25 protein-coding genes are annotated in these 26,073 nt (G+C 38.4%); 21 read left to right on the top strand and 4 right to left on the bottom strand.

The genetic code is table 11. From position 1 onward, the window contains the following. Nucleotides 1–34: 34 nt before the first annotated feature. From FA727_RS10765 to FA727_RS10750, 4 genes are read left to right on the top strand one after another with little or no spacing between them, the layout of a single operon-like run. Nucleotides 35–604, top strand: a complete 570-nt coding sequence (locus FA727_RS10765) for a nicotinate-nucleotide adenylyltransferase (protein ID WP_136830880.1) — start codon at nt 35–37, stop codon at nt 602–604. After that, on the top strand, nt 594–1,166 hold the full coding sequence (yqeK, locus tag FA727_RS10760; protein ID WP_136830879.1) for a bis(5'-nucleosyl)-tetraphosphatase (symmetrical) YqeK: 573 nt from the start codon (nt 594–596) through the stop codon (nt 1,164–1,166). Before FA727_RS10765 ends, yqeK begins: the two co-directional genes overlap by 11 nt. Continuing rightward, complete coding sequence (gene rsfS / locus FA727_RS10755; protein WP_136830878.1) at nt 1,163–1,516, top strand: ribosome silencing factor; 354 nt, start codon at nt 1,163–1,165, stop codon at nt 1,514–1,516. Before yqeK ends, rsfS begins: the two co-directional genes overlap by 4 nt. Continuing rightward, nucleotides 1,513–2,253 (top strand): class I SAM-dependent DNA methyltransferase, encoded by a 741-nt coding sequence (locus FA727_RS10750; protein ID WP_136830877.1) that lies wholly within the window; start codon nt 1,513–1,515, stop codon nt 2,251–2,253. Before rsfS ends, FA727_RS10750 begins: the two co-directional genes overlap by 4 nt. 83 nt (nt 2,254–2,336) lie before the next feature. Here the strand turns inward: FA727_RS10750 and comER are convergent, their stop codons facing one another. Further along, nucleotides 2,337–3,161, bottom strand: coding sequence for a late competence protein ComER (comER, locus tag FA727_RS10745; RefSeq protein WP_136830876.1), 825 nt, complete (start codon nt 3,159–3,161; stop codon nt 2,337–2,339). Between the two features lie 93 nt (nt 3,162–3,254). On the opposite strand from comER, the gene FA727_RS10740 reads away from it, so the two are divergent. From FA727_RS10740 to FA727_RS10730, 3 genes are all read left to right on the top strand, one after another. Next, a complete protein-coding gene (locus tag FA727_RS10740; RefSeq protein WP_136830875.1) occupies nt 3,255–3,881 on the top strand; it encodes a helix-hairpin-helix domain-containing protein in 627 nt (208 codons plus the stop codon). A gap of 112 nt (nt 3,882–3,993) precedes the next feature. Continuing rightward, nucleotides 3,994–4,425 (top strand): deoxycytidylate deaminase, encoded by a 432-nt coding sequence (locus FA727_RS10735; protein ID WP_136830874.1) that lies wholly within the window; start codon nt 3,994–3,996, stop codon nt 4,423–4,425. 105 nt (nt 4,426–4,530) lie between these two features. Further along, nucleotides 4,531–6,870: a DNA internalization-related competence protein ComEC/Rec2 gene (locus tag FA727_RS10730; RefSeq protein ID WP_158318834.1), complete on the top strand. Its 2,340-nt coding sequence runs from the start codon at nt 4,531–4,533 to the stop codon at nt 6,868–6,870. Between the two features lie 61 nt (nt 6,871–6,931). On the opposite strand, the gene FA727_RS10725 is transcribed toward FA727_RS10730, so the two are convergent. Then, nucleotides 6,932–7,066 (bottom strand): YqzM family protein, encoded by a 135-nt coding sequence (locus tag FA727_RS10725; protein WP_126407174.1) that lies wholly within the window; start codon nt 7,064–7,066, stop codon nt 6,932–6,934. 364 nt (nt 7,067–7,430) lie between these two features. On the opposite strand from FA727_RS10725, the gene holA reads away from it, so the two are divergent. Further along, a complete protein-coding gene (holA, locus tag FA727_RS10720) occupies nt 7,431–8,456 on the top strand; it encodes a DNA polymerase III subunit delta (RefSeq protein WP_136830872.1) in 1,026 nt (341 codons plus the stop codon). Between the two features lie 93 nt (nt 8,457–8,549). Here holA and FA727_RS10715 read toward each other — a convergent pair whose 3' ends face one another. Both FA727_RS10715 and rpsT read right to left on the bottom strand, forming a co-directional pair. Continuing rightward, nucleotides 8,550–8,993 carry a hypothetical protein gene (locus FA727_RS10715; RefSeq protein ID WP_136830871.1) on the bottom strand — a complete coding sequence of 148 codons (444 nt, stop codon included), beginning with the start codon at nt 8,991–8,993 and terminating at the stop codon, nt 8,550–8,552. A gap of 820 nt (nt 8,994–9,813) precedes the next feature. After that, nucleotides 9,814–10,080: a 30S ribosomal protein S20 gene (rpsT, locus tag FA727_RS10700; protein ID WP_136830868.1), complete on the bottom strand. Its 267-nt coding sequence runs from the start codon at nt 10,078–10,080 to the stop codon at nt 9,814–9,816. A 253-nt stretch (nt 10,081–10,333) separates the two neighbouring features. Here rpsT and gpr point away from each other — a divergent pair, with 253 nt between their 5' ends. The 13 genes from gpr (at nt 10,334) to deoC (ending at nt 25,393) form a co-directional block, all read left to right on the top strand. Further along, entirely contained in the window at nt 10,334–11,461 is a 1,128-nt protein-coding gene (gene gpr / locus FA727_RS10695) for a GPR endopeptidase (RefSeq protein ID WP_136830867.1), read from the top strand. An 81-nt stretch (nt 11,462–11,542) separates the two neighbouring features. Then, nucleotides 11,543–12,745: a stage II sporulation protein P gene (spoIIP, locus tag FA727_RS10690; RefSeq protein ID WP_136830866.1), complete on the top strand. Its 1,203-nt coding sequence runs from the start codon at nt 11,543–11,545 to the stop codon at nt 12,743–12,745. An 83-nt stretch (nt 12,746–12,828) separates the two neighbouring features. Continuing rightward, complete coding sequence (locus FA727_RS10685) at nt 12,829–13,170, top strand: YqxA family protein (protein WP_136830865.1); 342 nt, start codon at nt 12,829–12,831, stop codon at nt 13,168–13,170. A gap of 130 nt (nt 13,171–13,300) precedes the next feature. Next, a complete protein-coding gene (gene lepA, locus FA727_RS10680; RefSeq protein ID WP_136830864.1) occupies nt 13,301–15,136 on the top strand; it encodes a translation elongation factor 4 in 1,836 nt (611 codons plus the stop codon). A gap of 78 nt (nt 15,137–15,214) precedes the next feature. Further along, the gene (hemW, locus tag FA727_RS10675; protein ID WP_136831066.1) at nt 15,215–16,378 is read left to right on the top strand and encodes a radical SAM family heme chaperone HemW; all 1,164 of its coding nucleotides are present in this window, start codon (nt 15,215–15,217) and stop codon (nt 16,376–16,378) included. Between the two features lie 99 nt (nt 16,379–16,477). Next, nucleotides 16,478–17,509 carry a heat-inducible transcriptional repressor HrcA gene (gene hrcA, locus FA727_RS10670; protein ID WP_136830863.1) on the top strand — a complete coding sequence of 344 codons (1,032 nt, stop codon included), beginning with the start codon at nt 16,478–16,480 and terminating at the stop codon, nt 17,507–17,509. A 94-nt stretch (nt 17,510–17,603) separates the two neighbouring features. Next, on the top strand, nt 17,604–18,182 hold the full coding sequence (gene grpE / locus FA727_RS10665) for a nucleotide exchange factor GrpE (protein WP_136830862.1): 579 nt from the start codon (nt 17,604–17,606) through the stop codon (nt 18,180–18,182). A 69-nt stretch (nt 18,183–18,251) separates the two neighbouring features. Next, nucleotides 18,252–20,084, top strand: a complete 1,833-nt coding sequence (dnaK, locus tag FA727_RS10660) for a molecular chaperone DnaK (protein ID WP_136830861.1) — start codon at nt 18,252–18,254, stop codon at nt 20,082–20,084. A 209-nt stretch (nt 20,085–20,293) separates the two neighbouring features. Next, nucleotides 20,294–21,424 (top strand): molecular chaperone DnaJ, encoded by a 1,131-nt coding sequence (dnaJ, locus tag FA727_RS10655; RefSeq protein WP_136830860.1) that lies wholly within the window; start codon nt 20,294–20,296, stop codon nt 21,422–21,424. A gap of 63 nt (nt 21,425–21,487) precedes the next feature. Further along, nucleotides 21,488–22,432, top strand: a complete 945-nt coding sequence (gene prmA, locus FA727_RS10650; RefSeq protein ID WP_136830859.1) for a 50S ribosomal protein L11 methyltransferase — start codon at nt 21,488–21,490, stop codon at nt 22,430–22,432. A gap of 2 nt (nt 22,433–22,434) precedes the next feature. Then, nucleotides 22,435–23,178, top strand: coding sequence for a 16S rRNA (uracil(1498)-N(3))-methyltransferase (locus FA727_RS10645; RefSeq protein WP_136830858.1), 744 nt, complete (start codon nt 22,435–22,437; stop codon nt 23,176–23,178). A gap of 6 nt (nt 23,179–23,184) precedes the next feature. Beyond that, nucleotides 23,185–24,534, top strand: coding sequence for a tRNA (N(6)-L-threonylcarbamoyladenosine(37)-C(2))-methylthiotransferase MtaB (gene mtaB, locus FA727_RS10640; RefSeq protein WP_136830857.1), 1,350 nt, complete (start codon nt 23,185–23,187; stop codon nt 24,532–24,534). 187 nt (nt 24,535–24,721) lie between these two features. Continuing rightward, entirely contained in the window at nt 24,722–25,393 is a 672-nt protein-coding gene (gene deoC / locus FA727_RS10635; RefSeq protein ID WP_136830856.1) for a deoxyribose-phosphate aldolase, read from the top strand. Nucleotides 25,394–26,073 lie beyond the last annotated feature (680 nt).

Genomic DNA, 26,073 nt, shown 5'->3' with positions numbered 1-26,073 from the left:
TGAATATTGCTGCTATTGTTTTGGAGGTGAATGAATGCGGAAGATTGGAATATTAGGAGGGACTTTTGATCCTCCACACCACGGTCATCTTCTAATTGCGAATGAAGCCTTATATGGCTTAAGCTTGGATGAGATTTGGTTTCTTCCGAATCAAGAACCTCCTCATAAAAAGAAGTCTGGCCTTTTAACGAATGACGATCGGTTAAATATGTTGGAGCTCGCCACCGAAGATGTTCCTTTTTTTCGCGTGGAAACTATTGAAATGGAACGCCAAGGTCCCTCCTATACATATGACACGATTAAGCAATTAAAAGATAAGCATACAGATGTAGAGTTTTATTTTATCATTGGTGCCGATATGATTGAGTACCTACCAAAATGGTACAAGATTGATGAGTTAATGAACATGATTACGTTTATAGGCGTTAATCGACCTACCTTTGAGGAGAAAACAAGTTACCCGATAGTCCATTTAGACATTCCGGAGTTTTCCGTCTCTTCAAGTCTGATTAGACAGAGGATGTTGGAAGGGAAGACAATACGTTATTTACTCCCTGATTCGATTATCGAGTATTTGAAGGAGAAAAATTTATATGGAGCGTAAAGAGGCCCTTGAAATTGTCAAAGCTCAATTAACGGAGCATAGATATGTTCATACGGTTGGTGTAATGGAAACAGCTATCGAGCTTGCGAAGCAATATGGAGCAGATGAGAAAAAGGCTGAGCTCGCTGCCATTTTTCATGATTATGCAAAGTTTCGTCCGAAAGAGGAAATGAAGCAAGTTATTGTTGAGCAAAAAATGCCCTCTGAATTACTAGAGTATAATGGTGAGCTGTGGCACGCCCCAGTAGGTGCATTTTTAGTCGAAAAAGAAGTTGGCATTACAGATTCGGAAATATTAGATGCGATTAAATACCATACTTCCGGTAGACCTGGAATGACATTGCTTGAAAAAGTGATTTACCTAGCGGATTATATTGAGCCTGGTAGACATTTTCCGGGTGTTGAAGAGGTGCGCGAGCTCGCAAAAGAGGATTTGGATACGGCGCTTATCAAATCGGTTCAAAACACGATCCTGTTTTTGATGAAGAAAAATCAACCAGTCTTTCCCGATACGTTCCATACATACAATGACTTAATTACAAACAGGAGGATTATTAAATGATAGATAACCAATTACTGAAAACAACTGTTAAGGCAGCTGATGATAAACGCGCGGAGGACATTGTAGCGTTGAACATGAAAGGAATTTCTTTAATCGCAGATTACTTTGTGATTTGTCACGGGAATTCAGACAAGCAGGTTCAAGCTATTGCTCGTGAAATTAAAGATAAAGCCGAAGAAAATGGCTTCGATGTACGTCGCATGGAAGGTTTTGATGAGGCAAGATGGATTCTTGTCGACCTTGGTGACGTCGTTGCTCATATTTTCCACCGTGATGAGCGTAGCTATTATAATCTTGAACGTTTATGGGGCGATGCTCCTGTTGAACATATCCAGAGTGAGTTATCATGAGTTATGAAAGGTTTGCCTATTTGTATGATGAACTGATGAAAGATGTTCCCTATGATAAATGGGTGGAACTCATTCAGGTACAAAGTGAAAAGCATCATATAGCTGGGAAAAAGCTTTTAGATTTAGCTTGTGGAACGGGAGAGATATCCGTTCGTTTGGCGAATAAGGGCTATCAAGTTACAGGTGTTGATTTATCAGATGATATGCTCACAGTCGCACAAAATAAAGCATCTGATGCCTCTGCATCTATTCAATTTCTCCAGCAGAACATGGCAGAGCTTGAGTTAATCGATACCTTTGATATGATCGGGATTTTTTGTGATTCGCTTAATTATTTGCAGACAGAAGATGAAGTGAAGCAAACTTTTGAGCGCGTTAAGCAATATTTAAATCCTGGTGGTTTATTTATTTTTGATGTTCATTCTCTTTATAAAATGAATGAGATTTTTATCGATCAAACATATACTTACGATGACGAAGGAATTTGTTATATTTGGAATTGCTTTGAGGGAGAATTTCCAGATAGTGTGGACCATGAGCTTACCTTCTTTGTTGAAGATGAGTCTGGTAAATATGATCGGTTCGACGAGAATCATACGCAAAGAACCTTCTCAGTGGAGACCTACAAACAATGGCTCACAGAAGCAGGCTTTCAAGTTTTCGAGATGTTCGGTGATTTTGATGAAGCACTACATCCTCAATCTGAACGGATATTTTTTGTGTGTAAGCATATGTAGAAAAAGTTTAGCCATTCCGGACTGTACCGAAATGGCTAAATTTTTTTATTTTTTAAAGCAGGATTTTACCCGAAAGCAAAGAATTAGTTAAGAGTAAACTGTTTTTTTGTTTCTTTTATGTCCTCGGCAAATTTTGAATGAGTAGCTTGAAAAACATGCTCAAAAACCGCTCCAATTTCCTCTTCGAGAACTTTTATTCCTTCACCAGTAATACCGCCTTTAACACATACCTTTTCCTGTAAAGTTGGCAATGTATAGAACTCTTTTCTTAATAACTCACCTAATCCAATTAACATTTCACTCGCTAATTTTGTCGCCGTTTCTTCGTCAATACTAGTTTCCGATACTGCTGCATCAATAAATCTCCTCGTTAAATAACTGAAAAACGCAGGCCCGCAACTAACAATGTCAGATGCCACTCTCGTGATGTTTTCTTCGATTTGTAATGGTGTTGAAAAAGATTGTACTAAGCTTATTAGTGCTTCCTTCCAATGTGGTGTGCATTTTTCCCCAAAGCTAAGAAGGGATACTCCCGCTAATGCTCTATTTGTAATACTTGGAATGACCCTAGCGCTAGAACAGGGTACAACTGATTCGAGTTGTTCGATACTAATTGGACTTGTTATGGAAACCACACAGTGTTCATTTGTTAAAAGAGGCGTAATGTTTTGAATGCAATCAAACATATCAATCGGTTTTACACAAACAAAAAGCAACTCAGCTTGTTTTGCTACCTCTTCTGCCTTGTTGCAAACAACAATTTCAGGAAAAGCCTGACGTATATCAAGTGCTTTCGAAATCGTTCGATTTGTAATGTACAACGAAGAAGGGGATACGGCTTTTCCATCTAGGAGTGCCTCTATCAGAATTCTCCCCATGTTACCTGTACCAATGAACCCAATTTTCATTGTTACTACCCTCCTTCTTTTAAAGAGCAACCCCTCTCATAAAACGATATGAAATCGCCTTATAATTTATGTCAATGGAAAGGAAAGATGTAGATGTTCGAATGGGTGAAAAATCATAAGCAATTTGTCATTATTGCTGCTTTGATGTTCATATTGCTCAGCTATTATTTAGTTTCATCATTTTTAAAACCATTAGAAGAGGAGGAGAACGGCAATTGGGAGCCTTCTGCAACAGAATCAGAATCCATTGTGGAGGAAGAGGGAATTCAAATACCGGAAATTGTAGAACAAGAGCTCCTTGTGGATGTAAAGGGGGCCGTTCAGACTCCTGGTGTGTATAAGGCAACAACAGGAGATAGAGTAATAGATGTGATTGAAAGGGCTGGTGGAATCACAGAATCAGCGAATGAAGAAGCAGTCAATTTGGCAATGCGGGTAACAGATGAAATGGTCATCTATGTTCCTTTGATTGGTGAAGAAACGGAAAGTATGACGACCGCTGTATCTGCAGGCGGTGGTGAAAGTGACAAAATAAATATTAACAAGGCAACTGCGACAGAGCTAGAAACGCTCCCTGGAGTTGGACCTGCAAAGTCGGCCGCGATTATAGAGTATCGCGAAACAAATGGCCCATTTCAAACAATTGAAGACATTATGTCCATCAGTGGTTTTGGGGAAAAAACATTTGAAAAGCTAAAAGAAAGTATTTCAGTAAAGTGAAATCATAAAATTTCAAATTGACGTACCTTCTCTCTTCCCTTTAAACTTAAGACATGTCTTAAAAAATGATAAGGTTCTTGAATGAAAACAGAAGAATGTGGGGGGATTTACAATGGCGCGAAAAAGTTGGGATGAATATTTTTTAGATATAGCAGAACAAGTTGCTTCTCGTTCAACATGTAATAGATTGCATGTAGGTTCTGTAATTGTGAATAACAAACATATTGTATCGACAGGTTACAATGGTTCCATACATGGACATCCTCACTGTGAAGATGAAGGCTGTTTATTAGATGAAAATGGTCGTTGTATTCGCTGTTGTCATTCGGAACTAAATGCCGTATTGCATGCAGAACGTGACTTATTAAAGGGCGCGACTGCTTACGTAACCCATGAACCTTGTGAAAACTGTTCAAAAACATTAGCGCAAGCAGGTATTTTAAGAGTTGTTTTCAGAGATTCATATCCTAATAAGTGGAATAAGTATTTCTTGAAGAATATTGAGGTCGTTCATTTACCGAAAATGACTGCAAGTATCGAGTAATTATCCTTAAAATAGTGGATTTCAACTTTCATAAAAATATTGGCAGAGGCTGTTGCGGATATCGGGTCCCAACAGCCTTTTTGATAAGGAAGGAGGCTTCAATTGTTGAAGGGAAATTGGATCTTCATCTGTTTGGCTGCGTTATTAGGTGTGTTATTTGCCTTAGAAGGAAAATGGATTTTTCTCGGTCTAGCCATACTGCTATTCCTTTTTTTGAGGCTAGTGAGAAAATTTTCCGCCAAGATGATGTTAATTACTGTTTTTATTTTCATCTTATTTTTGGGAAGAACGGAGCTTACGGAACGTCTCGAACAAACACTTTTTACTGGAGAAGAGAAAGCTTTTTTCATCTTATTTGAAGAACCACCAAAAATAGATGGAAACTATTTTACCACCTATGGAAAAGACGAAGGCACGAAGGAAACATTTGTACTTCAATACAGACTATCTACAATCGAGGAGAAGGAAGCTTTCGAACAAATATCCGTTGGGACGGTTTGTAAGGTTAAAGGAAATTTAGCGCAACCAGAACCTTCGAGAAATCCGAACGCTTTTGATTACAAAGAGTATCTTCGACATGAACATATTTCCTGGATTTTAGAAGTGGAAAATATCAACCTTAACCAATGTGAAGAAAAAAGAAATCTCCTCGCCTATCTTCAGAAAATCCGGCAAAATGGCATCCAATATATCTACGCTCACTTCCCTCAAAATACTGCTCCTTTTGCTGCAGCCCTCATTTTTGGTGATCGAAATCTCATCGAGCCAGACTTAATGACCGCCTATCAAAGACTTGGAATTGTTCATTTAATTGCTCTTTCGGGATTGAATGTGGCGATGCTAATCGGCATACTCTTCTATACAGGTTTGAGATTACATATTACGAGGGAGAAAATGGTCTATGCCCTCATGGCTTTCCTCCCAATCTATATTATTTTGACAGGGGGAGCACCGTCGGTCATTCGTGCTTGTCTCATGATGTTATTTGCTTTAGTCCTCACTAAATTTTCTCGAAAAAAATTAATGCCAGTAGATATCCTAAGCATTGTCTTTGTTGGATATGTATTCATTGATCCGCATATTATTTATAATGTAGGTTTTCAACTTTCCTTTGTTGTCACCTATGCCCTTATCTTGTCGGCCTCAATACTTGAAAAATATGTGCTAAAACCAGTCCCCTTTCTAATTGCTACATCTATTATTTCGCAAATTGCCTCTATGCCAATTCTACTCTATCATTTCTTTGAATTTTCCATAGTTTCATTTCTTGTTAATCTTGTTTATGTCCCATTATTTTCTGTCGTGATAACTCCCGTATTGATGATTATGTACTTTCTCCATCTTTTAATAGGAGATTTGCTTAATCCCCTCCTACATTTTTTCGATTTTAATCTGCGCTTGATTCACCAGCTTACGCTATATCTATCGAAGTTTCCCTTAAACACTCTTGTTCTTGGTCGTCCATCTAATTTTGTTCTTATCCTATACTGTGTTGGCATTCCTTATTTCTTTTTTCGCTGGGAGAAGGCGCGAACGATTAAACAAATTGTCGTAGCTGTCATCATTCCAATTAGCTTGCTTACGCTACATTTGCTAACGATAAAACTTGATGTATCTGGAGAAGTGATGATTATTGATGTTGGTCAAGGAGATAGTATTTTAATTCAGCTTCCGATGAATAAAGGAACCTATTTAATAGATACGGGAGGAACACTCCAATTTTCAACGGAGGAATGGATGGAGCGAGCTGATCCTTTTGAAGTCGGAAAGGATGTTGTCGTTCCGTATTTAAAGAGTAAAGGAATTACGAAGCTTGATAAGCTGATTCTTACGCACGGAGATATGGATCATGTAGGTGGGGCAAAGGCTGTTCTACAAAGCCTAAAGGTCGAGGAAGTGGTTTTGCCAAAAGTAGAAGAACCGTCTGAACTCGAAATCGAAATACTTGAGCTTTGTGATGAAAAAAAGATTCCGATACACTTCGCAATAAGAGGGGATACCTGGACAGCGGGAGGCTATCGTTTTGCGGTTCTTTCACCTAGTAATACGGTGCATGTGGAGAAGAATGATCAATCGATTGTCCTTTATGCAGAAATCGCCAAATTAAAATGGCTATTTACCGGAGATTTAGAAGAAGAGGGTGAACGAAAACTACTTGCAAACTATCCGAAATTAAAAGTGGATGTGTTAAAAGTAGGACATCATGGAAGTAAAACCTCTACGACCGAATCATTATTGGATCAGTTAGAACCGAAGGTGGCCCTAATTTCTGCAAGAGAAAATAATCGTTTTGGACATCCTCATGGGGACGTTTTAGCAAGATTAGAGGAACGAAACATTCGCGTCTATCGGACAGATGAGAACGGAGCAATTACCTTTCAATTTAGAGGAGAACAAGGAACCTTTTTGACTCATTTTCATATGATAAAACGAAACCCTAATTAGGCTAAAATTAAAAGAGACTACACATTTGTGCAGTCTCCGAAAAAAATTATGTAGATAAAACTTATGCTCCTATTTGTTTAACAACAGTTGCGATAATGAATAAAATAGCAAAGAAACCAAAAGAGGCGATAAATCCTACTCCAGCATCTAATGCATCATTACGTTTACTTTGGACTTCTTTTTCAAATGGATTCACACTAATCCCTCCCATTTTCATTATAGTAGATGGATTTCATAAAGCAATGGATTTAATATAACTTTTTAAATAAGACGTTTACGCTTTTCTTAGTATAATTTAGTTTTCCTTTACTGACAAGAGTTGTCACAAATAGTTTGCAATCTTAAGGCAACAATAATTCATACAAAGGGTGTACCGCTAGTAGATAAGTATCCTAGGCCTTGTTTGCTAGCGTTTACTATAAATCGGGAATTGGTTCTGTTGAGGTACCAGTTCCCTTTTAATTTTTACAAAATTAATCTTTACATGTGAACCTCTTGTCAAAAGTCCGTTCCTTCTATACGATTGTTATATGGATTTTACATGATCGGAGCGAAGGAAATTGGTTTTAGATTTATGGAAACAAATTAAGAAAAAGCAGTTTTCTCCCATGTATTTATTATATGGAACAGAGTCATTTCTTATCAATGAAACGAAGCACTTATTAACGAAATATGCTTTATATGAAGAAGAAGCTGAATTTAATCTGTCTGTTTATGATTTGGAGGAAACTCCGATTGAAGTAGCGATTGAGGATGCTGAAACGTTCCCTTTTATGGGCGAAAAAAGGCTTGTATTCCTAAACAATCCTTTCTTTTTAACGGCTGAGAAATCAAAATCTAAAGTTGAACATAACATAAAACGGCTTGAGGCTTATTTAGAAGAGCCGGCACCTTACACCATTGTTGTTTTTGCTGGGAACTATGAAAAACTCGATGAGCGGAAGAAAATTACGAAAGAATTAAAAAGAAAAGGGATCGTCGGGGAAGCAAAAAAGCTGAATGAACACGAGTTAAGATCGTGGATTAAGGAAAGAGCAGGACTCAACAATGTCGAAATTGAAGAGGATGCGATTCAGCAAATCCTCACGCTTGCTGGTACCCATCTATCCATGTTGACAACAGAGGTTGATAAACTAGCCCTTTACGCCACAGAGGGCCAAAAAATCACTGCTGCGATAGTAGATAAGCTCGTATCTAGATCCTTAGAGCAAAATATTTTTGATTTAGTCGATAAGATTATCCATAAAAAGGTTGATGAAGCCTTTAGAATTTACTATGACTTATTAAAGCAGAACGAAGAGCCGATTAAAATTTTGTCGATTCTATCTGGTCAATTCCGTTTGATTTATCAGGTTAAAGAATTAGCGAGAAGAGGCTATGGCCAACAACAGATCGCTGGTTTTATCAAGGTTCATCCTTTCCGCGTAAAACTAGCGGCAGGACAAGCTCAACTTTTTAAAGACGAAGAATTAACGGAAATCATGAAAATGCTAGCCGATGCCGACTACCAATCCAAAACCGGCGGCATGAACAAAGAACTCCTAATGGAAATGTTCCTATTCCGACTACAAGGAAGAAGAGCGTGAAAAGGGACCTAGTCGGTTCCTTTTTTTTATATATGAAAAGTAGAAAAACGGTTGATTTCAATTTTTTGAAATATAGACCTCGCTTTCCTCCCTCTACATGCGTATTCGATGATTCTCATTATAAGAATCAAGAAGCATTAGATATGCAAAAAACTCAGGTGTTTCTTGATTAACATGAGATGTGTCGATTCCACGTTCGATAAGCATATCAACTTTTAGTTCTTGGCAATTGGAGGTTATTTCATTTAACTGGGATTCAATAATGACAATTATTCTTTCATTATCAGATGTAATCCTCATATGATTGTAATAATGATCACTTTTTTCATTTCTTACTACCTCATACGAAATGAAATTTAAGTTATCCAAGTTAGATTTTATAGGATCGTTAATATAGTTAAGAATTGTCATTTTTAAGAAAATAGCTTCAGATTCTGATAATTCTGTTTCTGCAATATCTAATTTTTTTTGAAATGCGGAGATAACGTCATTTACTGATTGTAACGGTCGAATCTCATGGGAATATTGCTGCTTCAAATATGCTTTGTACTCATCATGATCCACGTAATCACCTCAATAAGAAAGTGAGATATCCTCAAGAGAGCATCTCCATGGTAGTACTCTAGCGTATAAACACTTAAGCTTTAACTATACAAAAAGTAACTATTGATAGGAGTAAAGACCCTGCTCTGAGTGAATTTAGATATATTTAAAAGAGTTAGTATAGGTAATCAAAAATTTTTTGATAACCAAAAGGTAATAAAGAAGCGACTATTATACCTATTACAATTGAAGACGTCGAATAAACAATGAATCTCCGAAGTGATATTTCATTCCTCTTATAAGCGATAATGAAAGCCTTCATCAATGAAAAAATAGTAATAAATATAATGATGGCTGAAAAAATACTTGTTAATAATACTTCCATGATTTAGCTCCTTTTATGAAAATGAATTAACTAAATTTTACCATCCAACTGATATAGATAAAATAAAATTTATTATTTTTTTGAAGTGTAAAATAATGCGATGGACAGATTTATAGTAATTGGAAAGTGATTGTGTAGATGCGGTCTATATAATTTAGATATGTTTGTAAGAAGAAGGGTACTCTACTTAGAATAACTCAAACCAGTTGATTGGAGCGGAAGGTGCTTGACTCCTGGGGGATCTGCGGGACAGGTGAGATCCCGCAGGAGCGTCCGCGACGAGGAAGCTCACCGCCCGCCCCCCGGAAAGCAAAGCACATGGAGCGGAAATCAATGGTCTATTCTCAATGTGACAATGAAAGGAACCTCACGAGGTTCCCTTTTTTATACAAAATAAAAAGGCTATCTATAAAAGATAGCCTGACACAATTACGCGTTTAAAGAGTTTAACTTCTTAGCTAAACGAGATTGTTTACGAGCAGCCGCATTTTTGTGGATTAAACCTTTTGCAGCAGCCTTATCTAATTTACTAGCAGCTTCTACAAAAGTTGCCTTTGCAGCAGCTTCGTCGTTATTTACAACTGCAGCTTCTACCTTCTTAACAGCAGTACGCATTGCAGATTTAACTGTAGAGTTATGAGCACTACGCTCCTCACTTGTCTTAGCACGCTTGATAGCAGATTTAATATTTGCCATTCCATTCACCTCCCACAAAGCAATCGAGATTATATAAAACTCGACATTCACGTTCAAATACATAATTTGCAGAACAAGAAATATTTTATCAAACGCTTCTTGGTTTTGCAATACTATCTATTTATTTTAAGTCAAACTCAATTGAATAACAAATGAATTTTTTACAATTTCAGCGGCAATGCTAGAGAATAGTTAACTTTTATGTGGAAATAATAGAATATTTTTCAAAATAAAACAGTGAGGCGATGATTAAATGGAAAATTCACTCGACTTAAGTAAGTTTTCTGTACGAACGGATTTAGCTGTAGAGGCAAGAGAAATGGTCATTGCAGAGCGGGAACAAAGTGCAATTCACGGGCAAAAGGATATCTCGCAAATTGAAGGTGTGATAATTAAGGAGAAAGAAGAAAATGACATTAAAATTTCTTTAGTAGAAATCACAAAACAAGGAGCAGAAGCACTTGGCAAAAAAGAAGGCAAATATTTAACCCTTGAAGTAATTGGTATTCGTCAACAGGATACAGAGCTACAACAAAAAGTAGAGGAAGTCTTCGCTCATGAATTTTCCCATTTCATTAAGCAACTAGGTATCGGAGATGATGCTTCATGCTTAGTAGTTGGATTAGGAAATTGGAATGTCACTCCGGATGCCTTAGGACCACAAGTGTGTGAAAATCTTTTAATCACAAGACATCTCTATGAGCTACAACCTGAAAGTGTAGAAGAAGGATATCGACCTGTTAGTGCGATTGCCCCAGGGGTTATGGGACTAACAGGTATTGAAACGAGTGATATCATCCGAGGCGTAGTGGAAAAAACAAAACCGGATTTTGTTATTGCGATCGACGCCCTTGCAGCAAGATCGATTGAAAGAGTAAATTCGACCATTCAAATTTCCGATACAGGGATCCACCCAGGTTCTGGTGTTGGGAACAAAAGAAAAGAATTGAGTAAGGAAACATTAGGAATCCCGGTAGTGGCGATCGGAATTCCCACGGTGGTCGATGCTGTTTCCATCACGAGCGACACGATCGATTATATTCTGAAGCATTTTGGTAAGGAGATCCGTGAAGGAGATCGCCCTTCGCGTGCACTTGCTCCTGCAGGAATGACATTTGGAAAAAGAAAAAAGCTGACAGAAGAGGATTTACCGGAAGAACATCATCGTAAAACCTTTTTAGGGATGATTGGAACATTAGAAGAAGAAGAAAAAAGAAAATTAATTTCGGAAGTCCTCTCTCCTCTTGGCCATAATCTGATGGTGACGCCCAAGGAAGTTGACGTCTTTATCGAGGACATGGCTAATTTGATTGCAAATGGATTAAATGCTTCGTTACATAAGTCAGTCAATCAAGACAATGCAGGGTTTTACACAAAATAGCATTTAAAAATAGTAGAGACCTGTTCTATCTTCTCTAGTAAAGTCATATGAATTAGTAGACTTACTTTGAGAGGTGGAACAATGAAATATAATAGAAACTCATCTTTTGTCGTAACGGTTCAAGGGACAAGTCTACTCAATTTTTTCTTAGTAGTAGCCTTGGTACTATTGCTTATGTTTTCCGTCAGTGGATTGATCACATCGTTGAACCCGGAATATCGTATAAAGTCATCCTCTATTAATACAGCTACGTCAAATATTAATGGAGAAAACCTTTTTCGGCTCCTTGGAACAGAGAATCACGCATTGCTACAAGCACTACCTGAAAAAGGATCTGATGTTAAGTTGTCTAGCTTAATGTTCAAGCTCTCGACAAATGTTAACTTAGATGACCCGCGGAGTTTACTTGGAAGAGAGTTGCCTGGCTTCTCATTGTTTGATGGGCGAATTGTTGTGGCCGGGCAAGGAACGAATTATACCAATTTACCGATTGAATCTTCTCCTCCACCAGAGGTATTAAAAGAGGAGAACGAAGCAGATTTGCAAAATACCGAAGGGCTTGATGAGAACAAATCGGACAATACGACAAACCCGTCTCAGACAACGGGAGACAAAAAGATGGTCTATATTTATTTCTCGCATACACGAGAGTCCTTTCTTCCGTACTTAAAAGGAGTGACAGATCCGAATAGTGCTCAGCATTCAAAAATTAACGTAACGAAAATTGGGGACCACCTGCTTGGGCAACTAGAAAGTAAGGGTATTGGGACAGTCGTAGATAAGACAGATATTATGACAAACCTAAATGAAAAAGGATTAACATACGGAAGATCTTATGATGAATCACGGAATGTTGTAGAAGCAGCCATTACCAATAATAAAGATTTAACTTATTTAATTGATATCCACCGTGATTCTAAACGAAAAGAACATACAACAATCGATATTAATGGACAGGCATATGCGAAACTTGCTTTTGTCATTGGCGCTGAAAATCCAAATTATGAGAAAAACCTTCAATTGGCTACAAAGATTCATGAAAAATTAGAGGCAGCATATCCAGGTTTGAGTCGCGGCGTAATTGAGAAAAAAGGGGCAAGTACCAATGGTAAGTTTAACCAAGACTTGTCAGGAAACGCCATGTTGATTGAGTTTGGTGGTGTTGATAACACCTTTGAAGAATTGAATCGCTCAGCCGATGCATTTGCTAATGCGTTCAGTGAAATATTCTGGGATGCAGAAAGCGTCGATCAGTCAACAAGTGAATCAGCAGATGAACAGTAATAAAGACAGTGGGTAATCAAATCAGCTTAAACGATGGCCCACTGTTACAAGGAAGTCAACAGTTTGTCAAAGAGGTGCTCAAAATGAAAAAGTTTTTTCTGAAATCTATCTTTGTCGCCGCCTTAATGTTCGTGTCGGTTTTATTCGGGATGCAGCAAGCTAACGAAGGGATATATCGGATGAAGGGATTTGAGGACGCTGATTTTAAAAAGGCCCTAAATGTGAACCAAAACGAAGGTGGACAAATGGAGGTTTCAGTCCTCGGAAATGATATTAACAGTCATAATCTCGCAGAAAAGAAGGAAAAGCTCGAGGAAATGAAGGCTTATAATTTCTTTTCTTCTATTGGGAAGTCTTTAGCTGACGGTATATCGGCAATTACGAAAAAGTCGATAGAACTGATCACCGATATGATAGAAGGCTAAAAGAGAGCGCTCCATCCATTGTTTTTTCCGTTGAATCTTGCAGAGTCGACTGATATAATCAAAAATAGTGTACATAGAGATTATATTTGGTGAAGCTAACTCTTGTGCGAGTATAGTAGGAGTGAACGATATGAACAGAGAAGAACGGCTTAATAGACAGTCAAAGATTCGAAATTTTTCCATCATCGCTCATATCGACCATGGAAAGTCGACTTTAGCTGATAGAATTTTAGAAAAAACAAATGCTTTAACATCACGTGAAATGAAGGATCAGCTACTTGATTCAATGGACCTTGAAAGAGAACGTGGAATTACAATTAAACTGAACTCAGTTCAATTAAAATACAAAGCAAAAGACGGAGAAATCTATACATTGCATTTAATAGATACTCCAGGACACGTCGATTTTACTTATGAAGTGTCCCGTAGCTTAGCGGCGTGTGAGGGTGCAATTTTAGTTGTAGATGCAGCGCAAGGGATTGAAGCACAGACATTGGCCAATGTTTATTTGGCTCTAGATAATGATCTAGAAATTGTCCCTGTAATTAACAAAATTGATTTGCCAAGTGCAGACCCTGAACGTGTTCGAAATGAAATTGAAGAGGTTATTGGTTTAGATGCCTCTGAAGCTGTTTTGGCGAGTGCGAAAGCAGGAATTGGAATTGAGGACATTCTTGAACAAATCGTTGAAAAGGTTCCTGCCCCAACGGGAGATCCTGAAGCGCCATTAAAAGCACTTATTTTCGATTCCTTATACGATGCTTATCGTGGGGTAGTTGCTTATATTCGTGTTGTTGAAGGTACTGTTAAAATAGGCGACAAGATTAAAATGATGGCAACTGGAAAAGAATTTGAAGTTACAGAAGTAGGGGTGTTCAATCCGAAACCAGTTCTTACAGAAGAACTTTCTGTTGGAGATGTAGGATTCTTAACAGCAGCGATTAAAAATGTCGGAGATACTCGTGTCGGTGATACGATTACCAACGCAAAAAATGGTGCGACTGAAGCCCTTCCAGGCTATCGCCGCTTAAACCCAATGGTTTATTGTGGTTTATATCCAATTGACAGTGCGAAATTCAATGATCTAAGAGAAGCTCTTGAGAAATTAGAGTTGAACGATTCGGCTCTTCAATTTGAACCAGAGACTTCCCAAGCATTAGGCTTCGGTTTCCGTTGTGGATTCCTTGGACTTCTCCACATGGAAATCATTCAGGAGAGAATTGAGCGAGAGTTCAAGATCGACTTAATTACAACTGCTCCAAGCGTTATCTACGAAGTAGTCTTAACGGATGGATCACAGATTAAGATTGATAACCCATCTGATATGCCTGATCCGCAAAAAATTGATCGCATTGAAGAACCATATGTAAAAGCGACAATGATGGCTCCGAACGATTACGTGGGAGCAATTATGGAAATTTGTCAGGAAAAACGCGGAACTTTCATTGATATGCAGTACTTAGATGAAACACGTGTAAGTATTGTCTATGAAATCCCTCTTTCAGAAATCGTTTATGATTTCTTCGATCAGCTAAAATCAAGTACAAAAGGGTATGCATCCTTCGACTATGAGCTTATCGGTTATAAAGAATCGAAGCTTGTGAAAATGGATATTCTCTTAAATGCTGAGCAGGTGGATGCACTAAGCTTTATTGTGCATAAGGACTTTGCCTATGATCGTGGAAAAATCATCGTGGATAAATTAAAGGAATTAATTCCTAGACAGCAATTCGAAGTGCCAATCCAGGCAGCCATTGGTCAAAAAATTGTCGCTCGTTCCACTATTAAAGCGATGCGTAAAAACGTATTGGCTAAATGTTATGGGGGAGATATTTCCCGTAAAAGAAAGCTGTTGGAAAAGCAAAAAGAAGGTAAAAAGCGCATGAAGCAAGTAGGTTCCGTTGAGGTACCACAAGAAGCGTTTATGGCCGTCTTAAAAATGGACGACAGTAATTCGAAAAAATAACATGATGAGGGGTTAGGCTGGCTTGTCCGCAAGCACGCTAACCTCTTTTTCATATTTTAAATAGAGGTTGTGATGGATTTGATTAAAGCGGCCTATATACACATCCCGTTTTGTGAGCATATTTGCCATTATTGTGATTTTAATAAAGTATTTTTACAAGGACAGCCTGTTGATGAATACTTAAATTCATTGAAAAAGGAAATTGAACTAACGTTAGAAGCTGCACCGACTACTCATTTAGACTCGATCTTTGTCGGAGGTGGAACACCAACGGCTCTAAATGAAAAGCAATTACAATTTCTTTGTGAAACCATTAATGAACTTCTCCCGTATAATCAAGATACGGAATTTACTTTTGAAGCCAACCCAGGAGATTTGTCGAAGGAAAAGTTTCAAATACTACATGATGCAGGGGTAAATCGACTAAGCTTTGGTGTTCAGACCTTTAATGACGAATTATTAAAGAGCATTGGTCGAACCCATCGCGCTGCTGATGTTTTTAAATCCGTCGAGCTAGCTAAGAATACAGGGTTTAAAAATATCTCCGTTGATTTAATTTATAGCTTACCGGGGCAAACTTTAGATGATTTCCGAGAAACTTTGGAGACGTCTTTTAGCCTAGATATCAATCATTATTCTGGCTACTCCTTAATTATTGAACCTAAAACAGTTTTCTATAATTTGATGAGAAAAGGCCGGCTCCCTTTACCTGGAGAGGATACAGAAGCCGCGATGTACGAAGTGCTGATGGAAGAAATGGCGAAGCATGCATTTACTCAATACGAAATTAGTAATTTTGCTCAGACTGGTTATGAGAGTAAGCATAACTTAACGTATTGGAACAATGATGAATATTATGGATTTGGTGCAGGGGCGCACGGTTATGTCAGTGGGAGAAGACGTTCGAACTTTGGCCCGTTGAAAAAATATATGGAACCCCTTCAGCAAGGAAATCTGCCTATTCTTGAAGAGACTATTCCGACATTTGCAGAACAAATGGAAGAGGAAATGTTTCTTGGATTAAGAAAAAATAAAGGTGTTTCGGTCCAAAGGTTTATCGACAGATATGGGAAGAATCCTCTTGATTTATTTAAGAATGAAATGAATGAACTAACAGAAAAGGACTTAATTGACGTCCAACACAATCAAATCATGTTAACGAAAAAAGGGCGATTTTTAGGAAATGAGGTATTTCAATCTTTCTTAGGCGTAGTTGAGGATGAAGACTATAATAAAGTCTAATTGTAGAGTGTAAATGATTGACATTATCCCCCTTCTTTTGATAATTTAATATTAGATTTAGCACTCGTTATAAAAGAGTGCTAACAGAGGTGATATAACGTGTTATCAGATCGTCAATTGTTAATTTTCCAAGTGATTGTTGATGATTTCATTCGGTCTGCTCAGCCGGTCGGTTCGAGAAGCTTGTCAAAAAAAGAAGAAATTCAATTTAGTTCAGCTACGATTCGTAATGAAATGGCGGATTTAGAAGAGCTTGGGTTTCTTGAAAAAACACACACCTCATCGGGGAGAATTCCGTCCGAAAAAGGGTACAGATTTTACGTTGATCACTTGCTTTCACCACAACAGCTGGATGCGAAAGATGTCGACTCCGTTCGTTCAATCTTTGCAGAAAGAATTTTTGAAATGGAAAAGCTTGTACAAAAATCAGCGAAAATTTTATCAGAGCTGACAAACTACACATCAATTGTTCTTGGACCAGCAGTACGAGAAAATAAATTAAGAAGAATTCAAATTGTACCCTTAAATAATGAAGCAGCTATTGCTATTATCGTTACAGATACAGGGTATGTAGAAAATAAAATGTTTCATCTGCCACCGGGTATTGATACTGGCGATATCGAAAAGTTCGTCAATATTTTGAATGAACGCTTAACAGGTGTTCCTCTAGAAGAGTTAAATAGTAAAATCTATAAAGAGGTAGCCTTTGTCTTAAGCCAGCATATCCGTAGCTATGATGCAATGCTTTCTTCTATTGCTGACTCGTTAAAGCTTCCTGTAAATGAAAGGCTGTTTTTCGGTGGGAAGACAAACATGTTAAGTCAGCCGGAATTTCATGATTTCGTGAAGATTAAAAATCTCCTAACCATGATTGAGCATGAAGAGGATATGTACGATATTATTCGTCAGAATCCCTCAGGAATCAATGTGAAAATTGGGAAAGAGAATGGCGTTTCTGCGATGGAGGACTGTAGCCTAATCACGGCTACCTATTCGATTGCTTCGGAACAACTAGGAACCATCGCCATCTTAGGACCAACACGTATGGAGTATTCTCGGGTGATAAGCCTATTGCAGTTTTTGAGTACTGATTTAAGTACAGCCTTAACAAAGCTGTATCAAAGTAAGTAGCAAAGGAAATATTGATTAAGGGTGGAATTTACATAATTCCATCTCTTTTCCTTGCATATACAACTTGTTTTTTACTTTAAGGGAGGTGAATACGTTGGCTGAAGAAAAAAATACACTGAATGAAGAAGCTGTGGCTACCAACGATACTGAACAAGAGGAAACAATCGAAGAGGTTTTTGGCGAAGCGGAAGTTGTTGTCGAAACTTCAGCTACTGAGGAATTAGAAAAGAAGATTGCTTCTTTAGAAGCCGAGCTCGAAGAAAAGGAAAATCGTTACCTTCGACTACAAGCAGATTTTGAAAATTCCCGCCGTCGAGCTAGATTAGATTCCGAAGCGGCGCAAAAATATAGAGCACAAAGCTTAATTTCTGATTTACTGCCTGTATTAGATAATTTTGAACGGGCATTGAATGTAGAAACAGATAATGAACAAACAAAATCATTGCTTCAAGGAATGGAAATGATTCATAGAACTCTTTTAGATGCTTTGAAAAAAGAAGGCGTTGAACCAATTGAATCTCAAGGGAAAGAATTCGACCCGAACTTCCATCAAGCTGTTATGCAGGTTGAAGAAGAGGGATATGACTCAAATATTGTTGTTGAGGAATTCCAAAAGGGTTATCTGTTAAAGGATCGCGTCATTCGTCCGGCAATGGTAAAAGTAAATCAATAAGGCAATTGATGTCTTATAATGAACCATTAAAGATATTAGTGATTACATATTATTTTGGGAGGTAGTAACATGAGCAAAATTATCGGTATTGACTTAGGAACAACAAACTCTTGTGTAGCTGTCCTTGAAGGCGGAGAGCCAAAGGTTATTCCTAATCCAGAGGGAAATCGTACAACACCATCTGTTGTTGCATTTAAAAATGGGGAAAGACAAGTAGGCGAAGTTGCAAAGCGTCAAGCAATTACAAATCCGAATACCATTCTTTCTATCAAACGTCATATGGGTACTTCTCATAAAGAGACAATTGAAGGTAAGGATTATACACCACAAGAAATTTCAGCGATTATTTTACAACACTTAAAATCCTACGCTGAAGATTATCTTGGTGAGCCTGTAACAAAAGCTGTTATCACGGTTCCAGCATATTTCAACGACGCTGAGCGTCAAGCAACAAAGGATGCTGGTAAAATTGCTGGTCTTGAAGTAGAGCGTATCATTAACGAGCCTACTGCAGCAGCTCTTGCTTATGGTTTAGACAAGATGGAAGAAGACCAAACAATCCTTGTTTATGACCTAGGTGGCGGTACATTCGACGTATCGATCCTAGAATTAGGTGACGGGGTATTTGAAGTAAAATCTACTGCTGGGGACAACCGTTTAGGTGGAGATGACTTCGACCAAGTTATCATTGATTATTTAGTAGAACAATTTAAGAAGGATAATGGAATTGATCTTTCTAAAGATAAAATGGCAATGCAACGTCTTAAAGATGCTGCTGAAAAAGCGAAGAAGGATTTATCAGGTGTAACAACTACACAAATTTCTTTACCGTTTATCACTGCTGGAGCTGAAGGACCACTTCACTTAGAAGTGTCACTTTCTCGTGCTAAATTTGATGAGCTTTCTTCAAGCCTTGTTGAAAGAACTATGGGACCAGTTCGCCAAGCATTACAAGATGCAGGATTAAGTTCTTCTGAACTTGATAAAGTTATCTTAGTTGGTGGATCAACTCGTATTCCTGCTGTTCAAGAAGCAATCAAGAAGGCAACTGGAAAAGAGCCTCACAGAGGGGTTAACCCAGACGAAGTAGTTGCAATGGGTGCAGCTGTTCAAGGTGGAGTTATCACAGGTGATGTTAAGGATGTTGTTTTACTAGACGTAACACCACTTTCACTTGGTATTGAAACTATGGGTGGAGTATTTACGAAGCTAATCGACCGTAATACTACAATCCCAACATCTAAATCACAAGTGTTCTCTACAGCAGCTGATAGCCAAACAGCAGTGGATATTCATGTATTACAAGGTGAGCGTCCAATGGCTGCAGACAACAAAACGCTTGGTCGTTTCCAATTAACTGATATTCCACCAGCACCACGTGGAATTCCACAAATCGAAGTATCTTTCGATATTGATAAAAACGGTATCGTAAATGTTCGTGCGAAAGACCTTGGCACAAACAAAGAACAAACAATCACAATCAAGTCTTCTACTGGTTTATCAGATGAAGAAATCGATAAAATGATTAAAGAAGCAGAAGCAAATGCTGATGCGGACCAAAAGCGTAAAGAAGAAGTTGAATTACGTAACGAAGCAGATCAACTTGTATTCCAAGTTGATAAGACTTTGAAAGATTTAGAGGGCAAGGTTGATGCAGATGAAGTTGCAAAAGCTAATGAAGCGAAGGATGCACTAAAAGCTGCAATCGAGAAAAATGACCTTGAAGAAATCCGTATAAAGAAAGATGCTTTACAAGAAATCGTACAAAATCTTTCTGTTAAGCTCTACGAAGAAGCTGCAAAACAAGCTCAAGGCGCACAAGGTGCTGAAGGTAGCGCAAACGCAGGCGGGGACGATAATGTCGTAGATGCTGAATTCGAAGAAATTAAAGACGAAAAATAATATGTAATGAATTAGCTTTTGAGAGAGCTATTCAATAAACTCGCTTTAGAAATATAGAAAAGTCAAAGTCACCATCTTTATGGCTTTGGCTTTTTCTATGTAGACTGACTTTTGAAGATTGTCTGGTTAAAGCACATACTTTATTTGCACATATCTTTAATTGAGTGTTAAAATAACCTTTACGTGAAAGTTTCGGGGGAGTTGGTAGGATGAGTAAAAGGGATTATTATGAAGTCTTAGGAGTCAGCAAAAGCGCTTCTAAAGATGAAATAAAAAAAGCATATCGTAAGCTATCAAAGCAGTACCATCCAGATATAAATAAAGAACCAGATGCTGATGAGAAATTTAAAGAAGTAAAAGAAGCATACGAAGTTTTAAGTGATGATTCAAAGCGTTCGCACTATGATCAATTCGGTCACACTGATCCGAATCAAGGTTTTGGTGGTGGAGGCTTCGGAGGTGGCGGTTTCGGTGGCTTCGAAGATATTTTTGAAACGTTCTTTGGTGGCGGCGGTGGTTCAAGACGTCGTGATCCAAATGCACCAAGACAAGGAGCAGATCTTCAATACACAATGACGATTTCCTTCGAAGATTCGGTATTTGGAAAAGAGACCGAAATCGAAATTCCTCGTGAGGAAACATGTGATACTTGTAACGGAAGTGGTGCAAAACCAGGGACAAAGCCGGAAACTTGTAAGCATTGTAGCGGAACTGGTCAGTTAAACGTAGAGCAAAATACGCCATTTGGCCGAATCGTTAATAGAAGAACATGTAACTACTGTAATGGTACTGGTAAAGAAATTAAACATAAGTGTTCAACTTGCGGTGGTGCAGGAAAAGTTAAGAAACGTCGCAAAATCAATGTGAAAATTCCTGCAGGTATCGATGATGGTCAACAATTAAGAGTATCTGGACAAGGCGAGCCAGGAGTTAATGGTGGTCCATCTGGAGATCTATATGTGGTCTTCCGCGTACGTGAACATGAATTCTTTGAGCGTCATGATGATGATATATATTGTGAAATGCCGATCACATTTGTTCAGGCAGCATTAGGGGATGAAATTGAAGTTCCAACCATGCATGGTAAGGTGAAATTGAAGGTACCAGCTGGTACTCAAACAGGAACAAAATTCCGTCTAAGAGGAAAAGGTGTTCCGAATGTTAGAGGTTATGGTGTTGGTGATCAACATGTCATCATGCGCATTGTTACCCCAACAAAGCTAACAGAGAAGCAAAAGCAGTTACTTCAAGAATTTGCTGAAGTGAGTGGCAAAGTGCCTCAAGGGGAACAAGAAGAAGGCTTCTTTGCAAAGGTGAAAAGAGCATTTAAGGGCGACTAATTTTTAAGCGAAATATTACAAATAGTAAAGAGAAAAGGTCAGATAGAAACGGAGTTGGTAGAAATGAAATGGTCAGAAATCGCCATTCATACAACAAATGAGGCGGTAGAGCCGATCTCAAATATTTTACATGAAGCTGGAGCTTCGGGAGTTGTCATTGAGGACCCTTTCGAGCTTGAAAAGGAGAGGGAAGACCGTTTCGGAGAAATCTACCAACTTAATCCTGATGATTATCCGGAAGAAGGAGTTATTGTTAAGGCCTATCTGCCAGTCAATAGTTTTCTAGGCGAAACAGTTGAGGAAATTAAAGAAGCAATTAATGGCTTGATTTTATACAATATCGACATTGGTAGAAATACGGTAACAATCAGTGAAGTGAATGAGGAAGAGTGGGCAACAGCATGGAAGAAATATTATCATCCTGTTAAGATCTCAGAAAAATTCACGATTGTTCCTACATGGGAAGATTACACACCAGTTCATAGTGATGAACTGATTATTGAGTTAGATCCAGGGATGGCCTTTGGGACCGGAACTCATCCGACTACAGTTATGTGTATTCAAGCACTTGAAAGAACAGTGAAAACTGGAGACCGTGTGATCGATGTTGGAACAGGCTCTGGTGTACTAAGTATTGCTGCTGCACAGCTTGGTGCGTCTACAGTTGATGCATTAGATTTAGATGAAGTGGCTGTTAATTCTGCCCGCATCAATATAAAGTTAAATAAGGTACACGATCGAGTAACCGTTTCACAAAACAATTTACTCGATGGAATCGATGAAACGGTCGATGTTGTCGTTGCCAATATTTTAGCAGAAGTAATCCTACGCTTTACTGATGATGCGGCACGAATTGTAAAACCAGGTGGGCATTTTATTACCGCTGGGATTATACTTCAAAAGAAGCAAGAAGTTAAGGATTCTATTCTTGCGGCTGGTTTTGAGATCATTGAAACGATTCAGATGGAAGATTGGGTCGCCTTCATTGCGAGAAAAAATGAGGTGTAACGATGCAACGCTATTTTGTAAATGATCTAAATGATGATACCTTCTATATTTCGCAAGAGGACCGGCATCATATCGTTACTGTTATGCGCTTAAAAATCGGTGATCAGATTATTTGTGTTAATAACGGGAGAAGTGCGATTTGTGCAATAGAAGAAATTACCGATGACCAGGTTGTTGCAGAAGTTGTAAAATGGGAAGAAGAATCTGTTGAACTGCCTGTACACGTGGCAATTGCGAGCGGACTGCCAAAAGGGGATAAGCTTGAATGGATTATTCAAAAAGGGACAGAACTGGGTGCATCTACGTTTATCCCTTTTACTGCATCTCGCTCCGTTGTGAAATGGGACGATAAAAAGGCGGCAAAAAAGGTTGAGCGGTGGAATAAGATTGCGAAAGAAGCTGCTGAACAATCACACCGCCAGATTTCTCCAGAAGTTCAGAGTCCTATCAGCTTGAAGCAACTTATTGCTCATGCAATGGACTATGATTACAAACTGATCGCATTTGAAGAAGATGCGAAGCAGGGAGAAATAGCTGTTCTTCATTCTGTATTGAAAGATATTGAAAAAGGACAATCTCTTCTGTTTGTTTTTGGTCCAGAGGGTGGACTAACAAACGAAGAAGTATCGATTTTAAAAGAAAATGGGTTCCAATCTTGCGGCCTTGGTCCAAGAATATTAAGGACAGAAACAGCACCATTATATGCACTTTCAGCTGTTTCCTACCAAACTGAATTAATGAGGTGAATTTAAATGGCATCAGTTGCTTTTCATACACTAGGCTGTAAGGTAAACCATTATGAAACAGAAGCCATTTGGCAATTGTTTAAAGAACAAGGCTATGATCGTACAGAATTCGAATCAACAGCTGACGTATATGTGATTAATACTTGTACGGTAACGAATACTGGAGATAAGAAAAGCCGTCAGGTCATTCGACGTGCGATTCGTAAAAATCCAGACGCGGTAATTTGTGTAACGGGTTGTTATGCGCAGACATCTCCTGCTGAAATCATGGCGATTCCTGGCGTTGACATCGTTGTGGGTACACAGGATCGTGTGAAAATGCTTGAGTATATAGACCAGTTTAAAGAAGAACGTCAACCGATTAATGCGGTAGGCAATATCATGAAAAATCGTGTGTATGAGGAATTAGATGTTCCTGCTTTTACGGACAGAACTCGTGCATCACTAAAGATTCAAGAGGGTTGCAATAACTTCTGTACATTTTGTATCATCCCTTGGGCTCGTGGTTTAATGAGATCAAGAGATCCGCAAGAAGTTATTCATCAAGCACAACAATTGGTTGATGCTGGCTATCAAGAGATTGTCTTAACAGGTATTCATACTGGTGGATACGGCGAAGACATGAAGGAATACAACTTAGCAGGTCTTCTACGAGACCTTGAAGCTCAAGTAAAAGGCTTGAAACGTCTACGTATTTCTTCCATTGAAGCAAGTCAAATTACAGATGAAGTTATTGAAGTGATTGATCAATCAAATGTCATCGTTAGACATTTGCATATTCCAATTCAATCAGGTTCTAATACAGTACTTAAGAGAATGCGTCGTAAGTACACGATGGAATTCTTTGCTGAAAGATTAGATCGATTGAAAGAAGTACTTCCTGGCTTAGCGGTTACATCTGATGTAATTGTCGGATTCCCAGGAGAAACTGAAGAAGAATTTATGGAGACTTATAATTTCATTAAGGAACACAAATTCTCCGAGCTTCACGTATTCCCATATTCTAAGCGTACAGGTACTCCAGCAGCTAGAATGGAAGACCAAGTGGATGAGGACGTGAAAAATGAGCGCGTTCATCGCCTAATCGCCCTTTCTGATCAGTTAGCGAAAGAATATGCTTCTCAATTTGAGAATGAAGTTCTCGAAGTCATCCCTGAAGAGAAATTCAAGGACGATCCAGAGGGTGGCTTATATGAAGGTTATACAGACAACTATCTAAAGGTTGTGTTCCCTGCAACAGAAGATATGGTTGGAAAAATTGTTAAGGTTAAAATTACGAAGGCTGGCTATCCGTATAACGAAGGCCAATTTGTACGCGTGATAGAAAACAGCGACGTACTTAACGAAGCAATATAAGAATAGGGAAACTGCATTTGATTCTATGCAGTTCCTTTTTATTTTTTAGTAAAGAGGTTATTTTTTGTAAAACAACAAAAAATAACCTCGAAAAAGGGCTCGTTCAATGTTATTATGAAGAGGTACGTACAACTAATATTATTGGCAAAGAAATAACACTTTGCATGGGATGAAAGGGGTCTATTTAATGGCTACGAATATTGCAAAATATATTGATCATACACTTTTAAAAGCAGATGCAAAAAAAGACCAAATTGAAACACTTTGTCAGGAAGCAAAGGAATATAACTTCGCATCCGTATGTGTAAATCCTACTTGGGTGGGACTTGCTAGTGAGATGTTAAATGGGACAGGTGTAGATGTTTGTACAGTTATCGGGTTCCCATTAGGTGCAAACACTCCTGAAACAAAAGCTTTTGAAACAAAAAATGCAATTGAAAATGGTGCAACTGAAGTTGATATGGTAATCAACATTGGAGCGTTAAAGAGTGGAAATATTGAATTAGTGGAGAAAGATATTCGTGCAGTTGTTGAAGCAGCAAAAGGAAAAGCTTTAACAAAGGTTATTATCGAAACTTCATTATTAACTGACGAAGAAAAGGTTACTGCATGTGAGCTATCTGTAAAAGCTGGTGCAGACTTTGTAAAAACTTCAACTGGTTTCTCAACTGGTGGAGCAACTGTAGAAGATATTCGTTTAATGCGTAAAGTGGTTGGACCTGAAATCGGTGTTAAAGCATCAGGTGGAGTAAGAAACGCTGAAGATGCAAATAACATGATCGAAGCTGGAGCAACTCGCATCGGAGCAAGCTCAGGAATCGCAATTGTAAAAGGGTTAACTTCTGATTCAAGTTACTAAGATGAAACGAATGCCGGATAACTTCCGGCATTTCAGACCGAAGACAAACTCGTAGAATTTTCGAGTTTTGTCTTCGGTCATTTTTTTTGTATGGTAATAGGCTGTAAGTGGCGCAAAGAATCGATTCTGAGGGCATAATTTCCTATTTCAGAGGTCTCGGGCTTTTCATGCGGACATTATACACCGGAAATCCTTCAAAAGTGTCTTCATGAACGCTCCATGCGGACATTATTCACGAGATATCCTTCAAAAGTGTCTTCATGAACGCTCCATGCGAACGATATACACCGGAAATCCTTAAATAGTGTCTTCATGAACGCTCCATGCGGACATTATTCACGAGACATCCTTCAATAGTGTCTTCATGAACGCTCCATGCGGACATTATTCACGAGACATCCTTAAATAGTGTCTTCAATGAACGCTCCATGCGGACGTTATTCACGAGACATCCTTAAATAGTGTCTTCATGAACGCTCCATGCGGAAATTATACACCGGAAATCCTTCAAAAGTGTCTTCATGAACGCTCCATGCGGACATTATTCACGAGATATCCTTAAATAGTGTCTTCATGAACACTTCGAGGTCACTGAAAAAGTGTCGATTTTTGAAAAGAACTTTTTGGGTACCCAACCGCAATTGCATTCAAAAATGACATTCTGGAATGCAGGATAAATT

This window comes from Robertmurraya kyonggiensis, assembly GCF_005116465.1.
Taxonomy (GTDB): Bacteria; Bacillota; Bacilli; order Bacillales; family Cytobacillaceae; genus Robertmurraya; species Robertmurraya kyonggiensis.
This window is presented reverse-complemented; position numbering and strand designations above follow the sequence as displayed.